This is a genomic window from Roseivivax halodurans JCM 10272, assembly GCF_000521785.1.
In the GTDB taxonomy this organism is placed as follows: domain Bacteria; phylum Pseudomonadota; class Alphaproteobacteria; order Rhodobacterales; family Rhodobacteraceae; genus Roseivivax; species Roseivivax halodurans.
Genome location: NZ_JALZ01000012.1, coordinates 41,899 through 57,458 on the forward strand (window position 1 = coordinate 41,899; position 15,560 = coordinate 57,458).

7 protein-coding genes are annotated in these 15,560 nt (G+C 66.6%); all 7 read left to right on the plus strand.

Annotated features, from left to right (window positions below):
* Positions 1-53: 53 nt before the first annotated feature.
* Genes OCH239_RS12360 through treY form a run of 7 tightly spaced genes read left to right on the plus strand, consistent with a single transcriptional unit; the run spans position 54 to position 15,518 of the window.
* On the plus strand, positions 54-2,021 hold the full coding sequence (locus OCH239_RS12360) for an alpha-1,4-glucan--maltose-1-phosphate maltosyltransferase (RefSeq protein WP_051489450.1): 1,968 nt from the start codon (positions 54-56) through the stop codon (positions 2,019-2,021).
* Entirely contained in the window at positions 2,018-5,311 is a 3,294-nt protein-coding gene (gene treS, locus OCH239_RS12365; protein WP_037263061.1) for a maltose alpha-D-glucosyltransferase, read from the plus strand. Before OCH239_RS12360 ends, treS begins: the two co-directional genes overlap by 4 nt.
* On the plus strand, positions 5,308-7,515 hold the full coding sequence (gene glgB / locus OCH239_RS12370) for a 1,4-alpha-glucan branching protein GlgB (protein ID WP_037263064.1): 2,208 nt from the start codon (positions 5,308-5,310) through the stop codon (positions 7,513-7,515). Before treS ends, glgB begins: the two co-directional genes overlap by 4 nt.
* Positions 7,516-7,518: 3 nt before the next feature.
* On the plus strand, positions 7,519-9,633 hold the full coding sequence (gene glgX, locus OCH239_RS12375) for a glycogen debranching protein GlgX (RefSeq protein ID WP_037263065.1): 2,115 nt from the start codon (positions 7,519-7,521) through the stop codon (positions 9,631-9,633).
* On the plus strand, positions 9,626-11,380 hold the full coding sequence (gene treZ / locus OCH239_RS12380) for a malto-oligosyltrehalose trehalohydrolase (protein ID WP_037263068.1): 1,755 nt from the start codon (positions 9,626-9,628) through the stop codon (positions 11,378-11,380). Before glgX ends, treZ begins: the two co-directional genes overlap by 8 nt.
* Positions 11,377-13,212, plus strand: a complete 1,836-nt coding sequence (malQ, locus tag OCH239_RS12385; protein ID WP_051489451.1) for a 4-alpha-glucanotransferase — start codon at positions 11,377-11,379, stop codon at positions 13,210-13,212. The genes treZ and malQ overlap by 4 nt, the downstream gene beginning before the upstream one ends.
* The gene (treY, locus tag OCH239_RS12390) at positions 13,209-15,518 is read left to right on the plus strand and encodes a malto-oligosyltrehalose synthase (RefSeq protein WP_244430353.1); all 2,310 of its coding nucleotides are present in this window, start codon (positions 13,209-13,211) and stop codon (positions 15,516-15,518) included. The genes malQ and treY overlap by 4 nt, the downstream gene beginning before the upstream one ends.
* Positions 15,519-15,560: the final 42 nt, after the last annotated feature.

The window sequence follows — 15,560 nt, forward strand, 5'->3', positions numbered from 1 at the left end:
GAGTTTGACATCTGACCGGCGGGACATGGGTCCACGAGGCGAGGCAGCGAAACATGGCGAGAACGAAGACGGGTGCAAGGCCGGACACGGCCGAAGCTCTTGCGGCCTATCGGCTGGCAATCGAATCCGTAGAACCCGAGATCGACGGTGGTCGTTTCGCCGCGAAGGCGGTTGCGGGCTGGCCGGTCACGATCTCGGCGGATGTCTTCGGAGACGGCCACGAGAAGATCGGCGCTGCCATCGTCTTGGCGGACGGATCCGAAGTGCGCATGACGCATGTGGAGAACGATCGCTGGGCTGCCGACGTCACCTTCGACACAGTCGGTCCGGCCAGATTCTCGATCGTCGCCTGGCGCGATCTTTTCGCGACCTGGCGCCACGGGGCGTCGCGGAAGGTCGCAGCGGGGCAGGATATCTCTGTCGAGATGGAAGAGGCGCGGCGGATGTTCGCGGCCATGACGCCGCCCCGAGGCGAGAAGGCCGAATTGCGCGCGCTCGAGAAGGCCGCGAAGGCTGGCGATACGGAAACGCTGCTGTCCGAAGACACCGCCGAATACATGGCCCGCGTCGGGCCCCGCGCAAACGAGACGCGCTACATCCGCGACGTGCCGGTCTGGGTCGATCGCGAACGTGCGGCGTTCTCCGCCTGGTACGAGCTCTTTCCGCGGTCCTGGGGGCCGGAAGGCAGACACGGCACATTCCGGGACGTGATCGCGGCACTTCCTTATATCCGCGATCTCGGCTTCGACGTTCTCTACTTCCCGCCGATCCACCCGATCGGGGCGACCAACCGCAAGGGCAAGAACAACTCGCTGACGGCGGAGCCGGGCGACGTTGGCTCGCCCTATGCCATCGGCTCGGACGACGGCGAGATGACCGACGTGCATCCCGAGCTCGGCACGATGGAGGATTTCGACGCTCTGGTACGCGCCGCCTCGGAGGAGGGGCTCGAGATCGCGCTCGACATCGCGCTCAATGCCTCGCCGGACCATCCTTGGATCCGCGAGCATCCCGACTGGTTCGAGCGGCGCCCGGACGGGACCATCAAATACGCCGAGAACCCCCCGAAGAAATACGAGGACATCGTCAATTTCCGGTATTATCTCGACGACGGCCGCCCGAACCTGCCGTTCTGGACGGCGATCCGCGACATGTTCCTCCACTGGGCGGACCATGGCGTCTTGTGCTTCAGAGTGGACAATCCGCACACCAAGCCGTTCCCGTTCTGGGAATGGCTCATCGACGAGATCCGCGCACGGCATCCCGGCGCGATCTTCCTCTCCGAGGCCTTCACCCGGCCCAAGGTGATGAAGCGCCTTGCAAAAGTGGGCTTCAACCAAAGCTACACCTACTACACGTGGCGAAACACCAAGGCGGAGCTGACGGAGTATCTCACCGAGCTCACCACCGAGAGCTGCCGCCATTACATGCGCCCGAACTTCTTCACCAACACGCCCGACATCAATCCCGTCTTACTCCAGAGTTCGGGGCGTGCGGGCTTTCGGACGCGCCTTCTGATGGCGGCGTCGCTGTCCGGCAATTACGGGATGTATTCGGGCTTCGAGCTCTGCGAGGCGGCGCCGCTGCCGGGCAAGGAGGAATATCTCGACTCCGAAAAATACGAGCTCAAGCACCGCGATTTCGACGCGGACGGCCACATCAAGGACGACATCCGGCTCATCAACCGTATCCGGCGCGAGGAGCCGGCGATGAAGGACTTCCTGAACCTGAAGTTCTTCCCCGCCTTCGACGACCGCGTCCTCTATTACGGACGGTTCGACGCGGCGAGCCAGAATTACCTCCTGTTCCATGTCCTGATCGACCCGCACGGCGCCGCCGAGTTCGGCTTCGAGGTGCCGCTCTGGGAGTTCGATCTGCCCGACGAGGCGTCGGTGGAGGTGCAGGACCTCATCCAAGGCAACCGCTTCTCCTGGCACGGCAAGGATCACACGCTCGCGCTCGATCCGCAGAGCCGTCCCTACGCCATCTGGAAACTCACGCCACCGGGAGGCGCCGCATGAATGTCGCTCCGCAACTCGTCGCAGCCGATCCCAAGACGACGCCCGAGGACTGGTACAAGGACGCGGTCATCTACCAGCTGCACGTGAAGGCCTTCCAGGACAGCAACAACGACGGGATCGGCGACTTCAAGGGCCTAATGCAGCGGCTCGACCATGTGCAGGAGATGGGGGCGACAGCGATCTGGCTCCTGCCCTTCTATCCCTCCCCGCTGCGGGACGACGGCTACGACATCGCGGAATACAAGGCGATCAACCCTTCCTACGGCGACATGGAGGATTTCCAGGGTTTCGTGGACGAGGCGCACCGCCGCGGCCTCAAGGTCATCACCGAGCTGGTGATCAACCACACGAGCGACCAGCACGAGTGGTTCCAGCGCGCCCGTAACGCGCCGCCCGGGAGCGAGGAGCGCGATTTTTACGTCTGGTCCGACGATCCGGGCAAATGGCCCGAAACCCGGATCATCTTCACCGATTCCGAGCCGTCGAACTGGACCTGGGACCCGGTCGCCGGCCAGTATTTCTGGCACCGCTTCTTCCACCACCAGCCCGATCTGAATTTCGACAACCCCAAGGTGCTCGAGGCGGTTCTCAACGTGATGCACTTCTGGCTCGACAAGGGCGTGGACGGGCTGCGCCTCGACGCAATCCCCTACCTGATCGAGCGCGACGGGACCAACAACGAGAACCTCCCCGAGACGCATGACGTGTTGAAGGCCATCCGCGCCGATCTCGACAAGCACTACGAAGGCCGGATGCTGCTCGCCGAGGCGAACCAGTGGCCCGAGGACACGAGACCCTATTTCGGCGACGGCGACGAGTGCCACATGGGCTTCCACTTTCCGCTCATGCCGCGGATGTACATGGCGGTGGCGCAGGAAGACCGCCACGCGATTACCGACATCATTCGCCAGACGCCAGATATTCCCGCCGAATGCCAGTGGGCGATCTTCCTGCGCAACCACGACGAGCTGACCCTCGAGATGGTCACCGACCGGGAGCGCGACTATCTCTGGGAGACCTACGCCGCCGACAAGCGTGCGCGCATCAATCTCGGCATCCGCCGCCGGCTCGCGCCGCTGCTGCAGAACGACCGGCGCAAGATCGAGCTTCTGAATTCGCTCCTCTTCTCGATGCCCGGCACCCCGATCGTCTATTACGGCGACGAGATCGGCATGGGCGACAATTACTACCTCGGCGACCGCGATGGCGTGCGCACGCCGATGCAATGGTCGGCCGACCGCAACGCGGGCTTCTCGCGCGCGGTCCCGCAGCAGCTCTACCTGCCGACGCTTCAGGACCCGGTGCACGGCTATCAGGCCGTCAACGTCGAGGCGCAGCAGAGCTCGCCTTCATCGCTCCTCAACTGGATGAAGCGGATGATCGCCGTGCGCCAGCGCCACGACGTCTTCGGCCGCGGCGAGATCGAGCTGCTTTATCCGAAAAACCGCAAGGTTCTGGCCTATCTGCGCCGGACCGAGAACGAGGCTGTGCTCTGTGTCGCCAACCTCTCGCGGCAGGCGCAGGCGGCCGAGATCGACCTCGGCGCCTTCGCCGGCCGGGTGCCGGTCGAACTCACCGGCCAGTCGCGGTTCCCGCCGGTAGGCGAGTTGCCCTATCTGCTGACGCTGCCGGCCTACGGCTTCTACTGGTTCCTGCTGACGGACGAGGACGCGCCCGCCTGGCATACGTCCTACACGCCGATGCTGCCGGACTTCCTGACCCTGACCACGCGGGACGGCAAGATCTCGACCGCCCTCGCCGACCGCTCGGGCCGCGATTTCGTGCACGGGACGCTGCGCGAGTACCTTCCCCTGCAACGCTGGTTCGCAGGCAAGGAAAAGCGGATCGAGGAGGTCGCGCTGCACCAGCTGGCCGAGCTCGAAGACGGGCGCCACATGCTGTCCGTGATTGATGTCGAGGTCGGCGGCGAGACCCAGCGCTACTTCCTCCCGCTCTCGGCTGTCTGGGGCGAGGATGCGCTGACCCTGTCGCCGCGCCTGCCTGCCACTCTGGCGAAGCTTAGACGCGCGAGCCGCGTCGGCGCCGTGCTCGATGGCGTCGTCGACGAGGAGATGGCGCATGCGCTCATTCGGCGCCTGGGCGAGCGTCGCGCGATCGAGGCGGGATCGGGCCGGATCGACTTTCACGGCAGCGAGCGCCTCGCCGACCTCGGCGAGCTCGGAGAACCGCGCCTCCTGTCGGCAGAGCAATCGAATGCCTCGGTCGCCTTCTCCGACGCCGCGATCCTCAAGATTTACCGGCGTCTGCGCGAGGGCGTGCAGCCGGATATCGAAATCGCCCGCTTTCTCACCGAGGAGACGGAGTTCGACGCCAGCCCCGCCCTGCTGGGCACGATCGACTGGACGACCGGCGAGGGCTCGACCACCACGCTCGCCGCAGCGTTCGAATTCGTGCGCAATCAGGGCGATGCCTGGACATACGTGACCGAGACCCTCGACCGGGACATGGAACGCCAGGAAATGGGCGACCACGACACAGATCCCGGCGCGAAGGAGGATGCGCCGATGGTGAGCGGGGGACTCGACCTCGGCTCTGTCCTGGGTCGGCGGACCGCGGAGCTGCATTGCGCGCTGGCGAGCGGTGCCGAAGGTTCGGCTTTCTCGCAGGAGACTCTGACCCAGCGCTCGGTTGAGGCCTTCGTCGAGGATACAAGGCGAGAGCTGTCTGACGTTCTCGAGAGGCTCGAGGGGCGTCACGCCAACCTGACTGAAGACGGCAAGGCCCTGGCCGAGCGGGTTCGGCAGGGTCGGGACGCGCTCTTCGCTCGTCTCGACGCCGTCCGGGACCATGCGCCCTCCGGCGGTCTGAGCCGCATCCATGGCGATTATCATCTGGGCCAGGTCCTCGTCGTGCAGAACGACGTGCTCATCATCGATTTCGAAGGCGAGCCCGCGCGTGGCCTTGCCGAGCGTCAGGCGAAATCCTCGCCGCTCCGGGACGTGGCCGGGATGCTGAGGAGCTTCGACTACGCGCTCTGGTCCACGGTCCGTCACCGGATCGAGCTCGGCGCGGATCCCGAGCGCACCGCCGAGAACGTGGAAGGTTGGCGCCGCGCAACTCAGGGCGCGTTCCTCGCAGCCTATCGTGACGCCATGGCGGGGGCGTCGCTGCACCCGTCCGATCCCGAGTTCGAAGAGGCCCTTCTCGATCTCTTTCTGATACAAAAGGCGGCCTACGAGGTGGGCTACGAGATGGCGATGCGCCCGGACTGGACCGACATTCCGCTTAGGGGACTTCTGGCGCTGATGGAGAACGGAGACCGGCGATGACGGAAACCGCAATGCCGCCCACCGCACCGGCGGCCGGCGAGATCGACGCGATCCTTCGTGGCACCCATGGCGATCCGTTCCGCGTCCTCGGTCCGCACCAAGCCGAAAACGGCAGCATGGTGATCAACGTATTTGCGCCGGATGCCGCCGAAGTCGAGCTGCTCGACGACAAGGGCACGGCGGTGACGAAGCTCGAGCGCATCCATCCCGAGGGCTTCTTCCACGCCGCGCTCGGGATGGACCGCAAACCTTTTGCCTACCGTCTGCTCTGCCGGTCCACTCAGGAGCACGAATGGGAACGGATCGATCCCTATGCCTTCGCGCCGGTGCTGGGCGACATGGACGAGTATCTCCTGGCCGAGGGCCGGCACGAGGAACTCTACACGCGTCTCGGTGCACATCCCGCGCGGATCGACGGGCAAGACGGCACCGTCTTCGCCGTATGGGCGCCGAACGCACGACGGGTCAGCGTCGTGGGCAACTTCAACGCCTGGGACGGGCGGCGCAATCCGATGCGGCGCCGCGGGGCCTCGGGCGTCTGGGAGATCTTCCTTCCCGGCGTGTCGAAGGGCGAGCTCTACAAGTACGAGATTCTCGATGCCTACGGTCAGCTGCAGCCGATGAAGGCAGACCCGGTCGGCTTCCGCGCGCAGCTGCCGCCCGAAACCGCCTCGATCGTCGAGGGCCCGATCTCATACGAATGGACCGATGCCGGCTGGATGGAGGCGCGCCGGGCCGATCAGCGCGAGAAGCCCGTCTCCATCTACGAGATGCATCTCGGAAGCTGGCGCCGCAGCGGTGACGGCGAAATGCTCGGTTACGAGGCGCTGGCGGACCAGATCATCGACTATGTCGGCGAGATGGGTTTCACGCATGTCGAGTTTCTGCCCGTTTCCGAACATCCCTTTTCGGGGTCGTGGGGCTATCAGCCCGTCGGGCTCTACGCCCCCACCTCCCGCTTTGGCGAGCCGAAGGCGTTCGCTTCCATGGTGGACGCGCTGCACAATGCCGGGATCGGCGTCATTGTCGACTGGGTGCCGGCGCATTTCCCGGCGGATGCGCACGGGCTTGGCCGTTTCGACGGCACGGCGCTCTATGAGCACGAGGATCCGCGGCAGGGCTTCCACCGGGATTGGAACACGCTCGTCTACAATTTCGGGCGCCAGGAAGTTGCGAATTTCCTGCGCGGCTCCGCCCTCTACTGGCTGAAGGAATTCCACGTCGACGCCCTGCGCGTCGATGCCGTCGCCTCGATGCTCTATCTCGACTATTCGCGCGAGGGCGACGACTGGGTTCCCAACCGGTACGGCGGACGCGAGAATCTCGACGCGATCGACTTCCTGAAGGGAACCAATGCCGCAGTGCAACGCTATGTCCCCGGCACGCTCACCATCGCCGAGGAGAGCACCGCCTGGCCGGGGGTCAGCCGGCCGCTGGACGAAGACGGTCTCGGCTTCGACTTCAAGTGGAACATGGGCTGGATGCACGACACGCTCAGTTACATGGCCGAGGATCCGGTGAACCGGAAATACCATCACCATCACATGACCTTCGGCCTGCACTACGCGTTTTCAGAGAACTTCGTGCTGCCGCTCAGCCACGACGAGGTCGTGCACGGCAAGGGTTCGATGCTGAACAAGATGCCGGGAGATCGCTGGCAGAAATTCGCGAACCTGCGCGCCTATTACGGATTCATGTGGGGGCACCCAGGCAAGAAGCTGCTCTTCATGGGCGGCGAGTTCGGTCAGGAGCGCGAGTGGAACCACGACGTATCGCTCGACTGGCACCTGCTCGAGCAGCCGGACCATGCGGGTCTGCAGCGTCTGGTGCGCGACCTTAATTCTCTCTACTGCGAGGCGCCCGGGCTGCACGAGCGCGACTGCGTGCCCGAAGGGTTCGAGTGGATCGAGGGCGGCGACACCGAGAACAACGCCTTCTCCTTCGTGCGCCGCGGCCATGCGGGCACACCGCCCGTGGTCGTGATCTGCAACATGGCTCCGGTCGTGCGCGAGGGCTTCTCGTTCGGCGTGCCGCAATCGGGCGCATGGCGCGAACGGCTAAACACCGATTGCGCCGATTACGGCGGATCGGGCGTGACCAATGGCGAGGGCGTCACCGCCCGCGACACCGAAATGCATGGCCAACCGGCCTCCCTGACATTGACGCTGCCGCCGCTGGCAACGCTCTTCCTCATTCCGGAGTAAAGAATGGACGCTCCCGCCACGCTCACCGGGTACCGGCTTCAGTCGGGCTCGGACGTACCTCTCGGTGCCCACTGGGACGGTTCGGGCACCAATTTCGCCATCTATTCGGCCAACGCCACGAAGGTCGAGCTCTGCCTCTTCGACAGCCGCGGGAAGCGCGAGGTCGAACGGGTAGAGTTGCCGGAGTTCACCCACCAGGTCTGGCACGGCTACCTTCCCGAGGTGCGTCCCGGACAGCTCTACGGCTACCGTGTCCACGGGCCCTACGCGCCGGAGGAGGGGCATCGGTTCAATCCCAACAAACTGCTGCTCGACCCATACGCGCTCCAGCATCACGGCAATCTGCGCTGGCACGATGCGGTCTTCGGCTACAAGGTCGGGCACGAGAAGGGCGATCTCAGCTTCGACCGGCGCGACAGCGCATTCGTCATGCCCAAATGCGTTGTCGTGGACCCGGCCCATACCTGGGGCGGAGACGTCCGGCCCGACGTGCCCTGGGGCCGCACCATCGTCTACGAGGCGCATGTCGGCGGCATGACCGCCGGTCGCGAGGATATCGAGCCGCATCTGCGTGGCACGTTCGAGGGCCTCGCAGATCCGCGCGTGATCGAGCATCTCGTGAAACTCGGCGTCACCTCGCTCGAGCTTCTGCCGGTGCAGGCCTTCTACGACGACCGCCATCTCGTCGAGAATCGCCTCGCAAACTGGTGGGGCTACAACACGCTGGGGTTCTTCGCCCCTGCTCCGCGCTACCTCACCGATCAGGGCGGGCTGCACGAATTCAAGCTGATGGTCCGGCGCCTGCACGAGGCCGGCATCGAGGTCATCCTCGACGTCGTCTACAACCACACGGCCGAGGGCTCGGAACTCGGGCCGACGCTCAGCTTCCGCGGCATCGACAACGCCAGCTACTACATTCTAGCGGACGATCCGCGTTACTACTTCGACACGACGGGCACCGGCAACTCGCTGAACCTGAGGCAAAGCCGCGTGCTGCAGATGGTGATGGATTCGCTGCGCTACTGGGTTCAGGAATGCCACGTGGACGGCTTCCGGTTCGACCTCGCGACGACGCTCGGACGCGACCGCGACACCTATTTCGAGCACGCCGTGTTTCTCGAGGCGGTGCGGCAGGATCCCATCCTCTCGACCGTCAAGCTCATCGCCGAGCCCTGGGACACCGGCCCCGGCGGCTATCAGGTGGGCAATTTCCCCCCGGGCTGGGCGGAGTGGAACGACCGGTACCGCGACACCGCGCGCGCCTTCTGGAAGGGCGATCCCGGCATGGCACCCGAGATGGGTGCGCGCCTGATGGGATCGGCGGACATCTTCCAGCACAACGGCCGCCGGCCCTGGGCGAGCGTCAACTTCGTGACCGCCCATGACGGCTTCACGCTGATGGACCTCGTCAGCTACAACGAGAAGCACAACGAGGCCAACGGCGAGAACAATCAGGATGGCCACGGCCACAACCTGAGCTGGAACTGCGGCGTCGAGGGGCCGACCGACGATCCCGAGATCATCGCGCTCCGAGACCGGCAGCGGCGCAACCTGATGGCAACACAGCTGCTGACCCAAGGCACTCCCATGATCCTCATGGGGGACGAGCGCGGCCGCACTCAGGACGGCAACAACAACACCTATTGCCAGCCGGGCCCGATCAACTGGCTGGATTGGGAGCCCTCCGAACGGGACATGGCCTTCGAGACCTTCACCCGGTCGCTGATCGAGATCCGCACCTCGCGCGGCCTCTTCCGCGCCGACCGGTTCCTGCATGAGGGCGCCGACCCCCGCGAGCGTCGCTACGCCAGATGGCTCAAACCCTCGGGGGGCGAGATGCAGCCGGAGGACTGGGAAGACGAGAGCCGGCGCGCCTTGGGCCTTCTGCTTCACGAGACCGAGACATTTGTGCTGATGGCGATGAATGCAGGTCACGAGGACCGGGCGTTCCGGCTTCCGGGGGACGCCTCGCGGCGCTGGACCTGTCTCGTCCATACCGCCGAGGGCGTCGCGGATCCCTGGAACGGGAGCGTTGTCGACGGCGGCGAGATCGCCCTGCCCGCGCGGTCGCTGATCCTTTTGGAAACCTTCTCCTCCGCGGAGCTCGAGAATGAGTGACCTTCCCGCCTGGGGTGCTGTGCCGTTGGACGGCACGCGGACGCGGTTCCGCCTTTGGGCGCCCGGGATCGACACGCTCGGCCTTCGCCTGCCCGCGGGTGACGTTCCCATGTCGGCCGCCGGCGACGGCTGGTTCGAGTTCGAAACCGAAGCCCCGGAAGGCACGCCCTACAACTTTGTTCTGCCGGACGGCATGGTGGTGCCCGACCCGGCGTCGCGCCGGCAAGAGAGCGACGTGCACGGCCCTTCGCTGGTCACCGCCGCGCCAAAGGTGGCGACATGGCCCGGCCGCCCCTGGGAAGAGGCAGTGATCTACGAGTTGCATGTCGGGACGTTCTCCGACCAGGGGACCTTCCAGGGAGCCATCGAACACCTTGCGCCGCTGAAGGATCTCGGCGTCACGGCGATCGAACTGATGCCGGTTGCGCATTTTCCGGGAAGCCGCGGCTGGGGCTACGACGGCGTCCTGACCTACGCACCCCACCCCGCCTATGGCAGCCCCGACGATCTGCGGGCCCTCGTCGAGGCGGCGCACAGGCTCGGGATGATGGTGCTGCTCGACGTGGTCTACAACCACTTCGGCCCGGACGGGAATTACCTTCACGCCTACGCGCCCTCGTTCTTCGACGAGGACCGACATACGCCCTGGGGCGCCGGGATCGACTACGCCCGGCTACCGGTTCGGCGGTTCTTCATCGAGAACGCCATCTACTGGCTCGAGGCGTTCGGCCTCGACGGGCTTCGGCTTGACGCGGTGGACCAGATCCGGGACGCATCGGACCCCGAACTCCTGGTCGAGATCGCTCGGGAGATCCGCGCCCGCGTCACCGACCGCCCGATCCATCTGACAACCGAGGACAACCGCAACGTCACGCATCTTCACTGGCGCACCGAGGACGGATCGGTGCCTCTCTTCACGGCGGAATGGAACGACGATTTCCACAACGCCGCCCATGTCTGCGCCACCGGCGAGACCGAAGGCTATTACGGCGATTTCGCGCGCGGCCATTGGGACCTCCTCGCGAGGTCCCTGGCCGAGGGCTTCGCCTATCAAGGCGAGGCGACCCTTGAGGGAGCGCAGCGGGGCGAGCCCTCGGGCCATCTGCCGCCCGCAGCCTTCGTCGACTTCCTGCAGAACCACGATCAGATCGGCAACCGCGCCTTCGGAGAACGGCTCTCGGCGCTGACCTCCGAGAGCATGATGGAGGCGATGACCGCCATCCTGCTGCTGTCGCCGCACATCCCGCTCATGTTCATGGGTGACGAATACGGCGAGACGCGCCCCTTCTGCTTCTTTACCGATTTCGAGGGAGAACTCGGCCGGGCTGTGACCGAGGGGCGGCGCCGCGAATTCGCGGACTTCGCCGCCTTCGCCTCGGGCGATACGAGCCAGGTACCCGACCCGATCGACCGCGCCACCTTTCTCGCCTCGACACTCGACCGCAGCCGCCGCGAGACGCCGGAAGGGCGTGCCCGGCTCGATCTGACACGGCGCCTGCTGCAGATCAGGTCCGAGCGCATCGTACCCCTTCTCGGCGGCGCGAGAGGGCATGCCGGCCGTGTCCTTTTGGTCCGTGACGGCGCGCTCGCGGTGGACTGGCAGCTCGGCGGCGCTGTGCTGCAGCTTCGCGCGAACCTCTCGGAGACCCCCTGCGATCTGCCCGCGCCCGAGGGCACGGAGATCCACAGCATCGGCGGGCTCGGCGCGCCGCACAGTGTGCAACACTGGCTTCGGGAGGCATCATGACGAGCCCACTCGACCGCATCTCGCGCCATCACGGCCTGACCCTCGCATACGACGATCCCGAGGGTGGCCCCATGAGGCCCGTCCCGGACGAGACCAAGCGGCTCATCCTAGAGGGGCTGCACGTCGATCCCGAGGCTGAGCCCGAGGGGCATCCCGCACCCGAGCGGATGACGGTGCCCGAGGAGGCTCGATGCCATCTTCCCGGGGAGCTGTCCGACGCGCCGGCCTGGGGCATCTTCTGCCAGCTCTACGAGCTGCGCTCGGCCCGGAACTGGGGCATCGGCGATTTTGCGGATCTCGCCGAGCTCGCCCGGATCTGCGCCACGGCAGGCGCAGACTTTCTGGGCATCAATCCCGTGCACGCGCTCTTTCTTGCCGATCCTGACCGGCGCAGCCCGTTCTTTCCGTCGAACCGCCGCTTTCTGAACCCGCTCTACATCGCCCCGGACCGCGTCCCGGGGGCCCAAAACACCGAAGAGGCCCGCGCCCTGCGGTCCGGCGATCTCGTCGACTATCCCGCCGTCGCCGAGGTCAAGCTGCGCGCCCTCCGCGCGGCGTTCGACGCGCAGCCACCCGCCGGCGCGCACGCGAAGGACTTCGAAACCTTCTGCGCCGAGGGGGGCACTCCCCTGAGGCTGCACGCGCTCTTCGAGGCGATCTCGTCCCGCATGGCCGCCGAGGGTCACGGTGCCGGTTGGCGCGACTGGCCCGAGGAGATGCGGGATCCCAACAGCCCGCAGGTGGCCGAGATGGCCGAGCGGCTGGCGCAGGACGTTGCGTTCCATCTCTGGCTCCAGTGGATCGCGAGACTGCAACTGCGGGAGGCGCAGGAGGCCGCGCTCGATGCGGGCATGCGGATCGGGCTCTATCTCGACGTCGCGGTGGGCGAAGCGCCCGACGGCTCCTCGACCTGGTCGGGCGCCGCCGCGGAACTGCCCGGTCTCGCCATCGGCGCGCCGCCAGACATGTTTGCGACCGAAGGTCAGGTCTGGGGTCTCTCGGCCCCCTCGCCGGTCGCGCTGGAATCGCAGGATTTCGCCCCCTTCGCCGAGATGATCGCGGCGCAGCTCCACGATGCAGGCGCGTTGCGGATCGATCATGCGATGGCGCTGTGGCAGCTCTTTCTGGTACCCGAAGGCGAAAGCCCGGCCCGCGGAACCCATCTCCGCTTTCCCTTTCCCGACATGCTGCGCACGCTCTCCCGGCTATCGCGGGAGCACGAGGCCCTCGTCATCGGCGAGGATCTCGGCTTCGTGCCGGCAGGGTTCCGGGACGCGATGGCCGAGGCGAACATCCTCTCGTACCGGATCCTCTATTTCGAGCAGACCGAGCGCGGCTTTGTCTCCGCGGCGGAGTATCCGGTCAAGGCGCTCGCCTGCCTCTCGACCCACGATCTGCCGGTTCTGGCAGGCTGGTGGCGCGGTGAGGACGTGGAGCTCCGCCGGGAATACGGCATGGTCGGCCCAGAGCGATCGGCGGCGGATGCCGCTCACCGCGCCGAGGAACGCGCCGACCTCGTCTCGAAGCTGCGCAGGGACGCGGGGCTCGAAGGCGCAGCCGACATCCATTCGGGCACCCTGCCCGACGCCGTGCTCGACGCCGCGCACCGCTTCATCGCCCGGACGCCCTGTCTTCTGACCGGGGTTCGGCTTGCCGATCTCGTGGGCCCTGAGGCACCGACGAACCTGCCGGGCACGACCGACGAATATCCCAATTGGCGCCCACGCTGCCCCGTCGATCTCGACGCGCTCCCGGCGCATCCCGTCTTTGCCAGAGTGACCGCGCTGATGCGCGAGGAGCGGCCACGCCCCGCCCCGAAAGAGAGGACATGATGGAGCTGCCCACCGCCTGCTACAGGCTTCAGTTCCGCGAGGGGATGGATTTCGACCGCGCCGCGGGCATTGCGCCCTATCTGCGCAACCTGGGCGTGAGCCATCTTTACGCCTCGCCGCTTTTCACCGCGGCGCCGGGATCGACCCACGGCTACGACGTGACCGACCCGACCGAGGTTGAACCGGAGATTGGCGGCCGCGAGGGGCTCGAGAGGCTGTCGCGCGCCCTGCGGGCCGAGGGGCTGGGGCTCGTGCTCGACATCGTGCCGAACCACATGGCCTTCTCGCCCGAGGCGCCATGGCTGCGCGACGTCATGCGCTGGGGCACCGACAGCCGCTACGCCCGTCACTTCGACATCGACTGGTCGCAGAGGCTGCGCCTGCCTTGGCTGCCAGCCCCCTTCGAGACGCATCTGGCGGAGGACGGCTTTACCGTGGTGGACGAGGAGGACGGCCCTGCGCTCGATACCGGCGGGCTCAGGATCCCGCTCGCCGACACGCCCGGCCTCGCCGCCGCGCGTTCTGGAGACAGGGACGCCATCCGCGCGCTGCATGCCGAGCAGCCCTGGCGGCTGGTCCATTGGCGGACGGAAGCCGATGCAATCGCGCATCGGCGTTTCTTTAACGTGACCGGGCTCATCGGTCTGCGCGTGGAGGAGGAGCAAGTCTTCGAGGACAGCCACGCGCTCCTCTTCGAGCTCGTGGAGGCCGGCATCGTGCAGGGCGTCCGGCTCGACCATATCGACGGGCTGCTCGACCCGGCGCAGTATCTCGCCCGCCTTCGGGCGCGTCTGCCGGATACGCCCATCTGGGCGGAGAAGATCCTGACAGGGCCCGAGCAGCTGCCGCCCGACTGGCCCATCGAGGGCACCACCGGCTATGTGGCCGCGCGCGCCTTCGGCCGGCTGCTGACGGACGCGGACGGGCTCGACCGGATCGACAGCGACTACCGCGCGGCCACGGGCCGGACGGACCCCGCCGAAGACGTGCTTGCGGGCGCGAAGCGGCAGATCATGACCGAGGACCTGTCCGCGGAGCTCTGGGCCCTCAACATGATGTTCGCCGAGATTGCGGCTGCCGATCCCGTCGGCGTCGAATTCGGGCCCGAACGTCTGCGCGAGGCGCTGATCGAGATGATCGCGGCCTTCCCCCGCTACCGAACCTACATGACCGCGCGCACCGTCTCGGAGGAGGATGCCGCGCTGGTGCGTCGCGCCGGTTCGCTCGCCGCCTCCCGTCTTCCCGCCCCGGGCGCGGTGCCGCTGCTGACCGATATCCTGACGCGGCCGGATGCCGAGACCGCGCGCTTCCGCCTGCGTTTCCAGCAGGTCACCGGCGCGGCCGTCGCCAAGAGCCAGGAAGACACGGCGTTCTACCGGGAGGTGCGCCTTCTCTCGACCAACGAGGTTGGCGGGGAGCCCGACGACGATCCGTTCGGGCCCGCCGGCTTCCACCGCGCCATGCTCCGCCGCGCGGCGCGCATGCCGCACGCGCTGACGCTCACCACCTCGCACGACACCAAGCGGTCCGAGGATGCGCGTATGCGGATCGCGGCGGCCAGCCATGCGCCGGACGCCTTCGCCGAATTGTTCCGGCTTTGCGACGAACTGGCCAGCGACGATCTGCACCCGAACCTGCGCTGGTATCTGGCACAGACCCTCCTCGCGCTCGACAGCACGGACAGCGACATCGAGGCGCGGCTTCATACACATGTCGAGAAGGCGCTGCGCGAGGCCAAGACGGAGACCTACTGGACCGCACCGAACGAGACCCTCGAAGCCTCGGCCCGGGAGTATGCAAGCAGGCTCGTGGACCGCCTTCTGCCGCATCCCGAGGCGGCCCGGCCGATCCTCGAAATCGCCGACCGGCTGTCCCTGGCGCAATGCTCCCTCAAACTGACCGTGCCGGGCGTGTGCGACATCTACCAGGGCTGCGAGATCGCCAATTATTCCCTGACCGATCCGGACAACCGCCGGCCCGTGGATTTCGCCGCACTGGATGGCGCGCTGTCGGATGTGTCGCGACTGGCTCGCCCGCTCGACCGCGCCAAGTTCGACCTGACGCGGTCGCTCCTGCATCTGCGGCGCGCGCGCCCCGAGCTCTTTCTCGACGGCAGCTATACCCCACGCGAGACCGACAATCGCATCTGCGCGTTCTCGCGCGAACATGGGGAGGAGACATTGTCGGTCGCCGTCGCGCTCGAACCCGGCGTCACGGCGAACGAGCTCGAGGCCGCCGCCCCTGGCGAGCTGATCTGGCCAAAGGCCATCGACGCGCCAGTGCGCATCGCCATCCGGGAGGGATGACCGAGCCGCAGCGATCGCCGCCGAATAAGGCGAGGATCGCGA

Coding starts and splice junctions, on each gene's coding strand:
- OCH239_RS12360 (WP_051489450.1), top strand. CDS start 54: ATGGCGAGAACGAAGACGGGTGCAAGGCCGGACACGGCCGAAGCTCTT.
- treS (WP_037263061.1), top strand. CDS start 2,018: ATGAATGTCGCTCCGCAACTCGTCGCAGCCGATCCCAAGACGACGCCC.
- glgB (WP_037263064.1), top strand. CDS start 5,308: ATGACGGAAACCGCAATGCCGCCCACCGCACCGGCGGCCGGCGAGATC.
- glgX (WP_037263065.1), top strand. CDS start 7,519: ATGGACGCTCCCGCCACGCTCACCGGGTACCGGCTTCAGTCGGGCTCG.
- treZ (WP_037263068.1), top strand. CDS start 9,626: ATGAGTGACCTTCCCGCCTGGGGTGCTGTGCCGTTGGACGGCACGCGG.
- malQ (WP_051489451.1), top strand. CDS start 11,377: ATGACGAGCCCACTCGACCGCATCTCGCGCCATCACGGCCTGACCCTC.
- treY (WP_244430353.1), top strand. CDS start 13,209: ATGATGGAGCTGCCCACCGCCTGCTACAGGCTTCAGTTCCGCGAGGGG.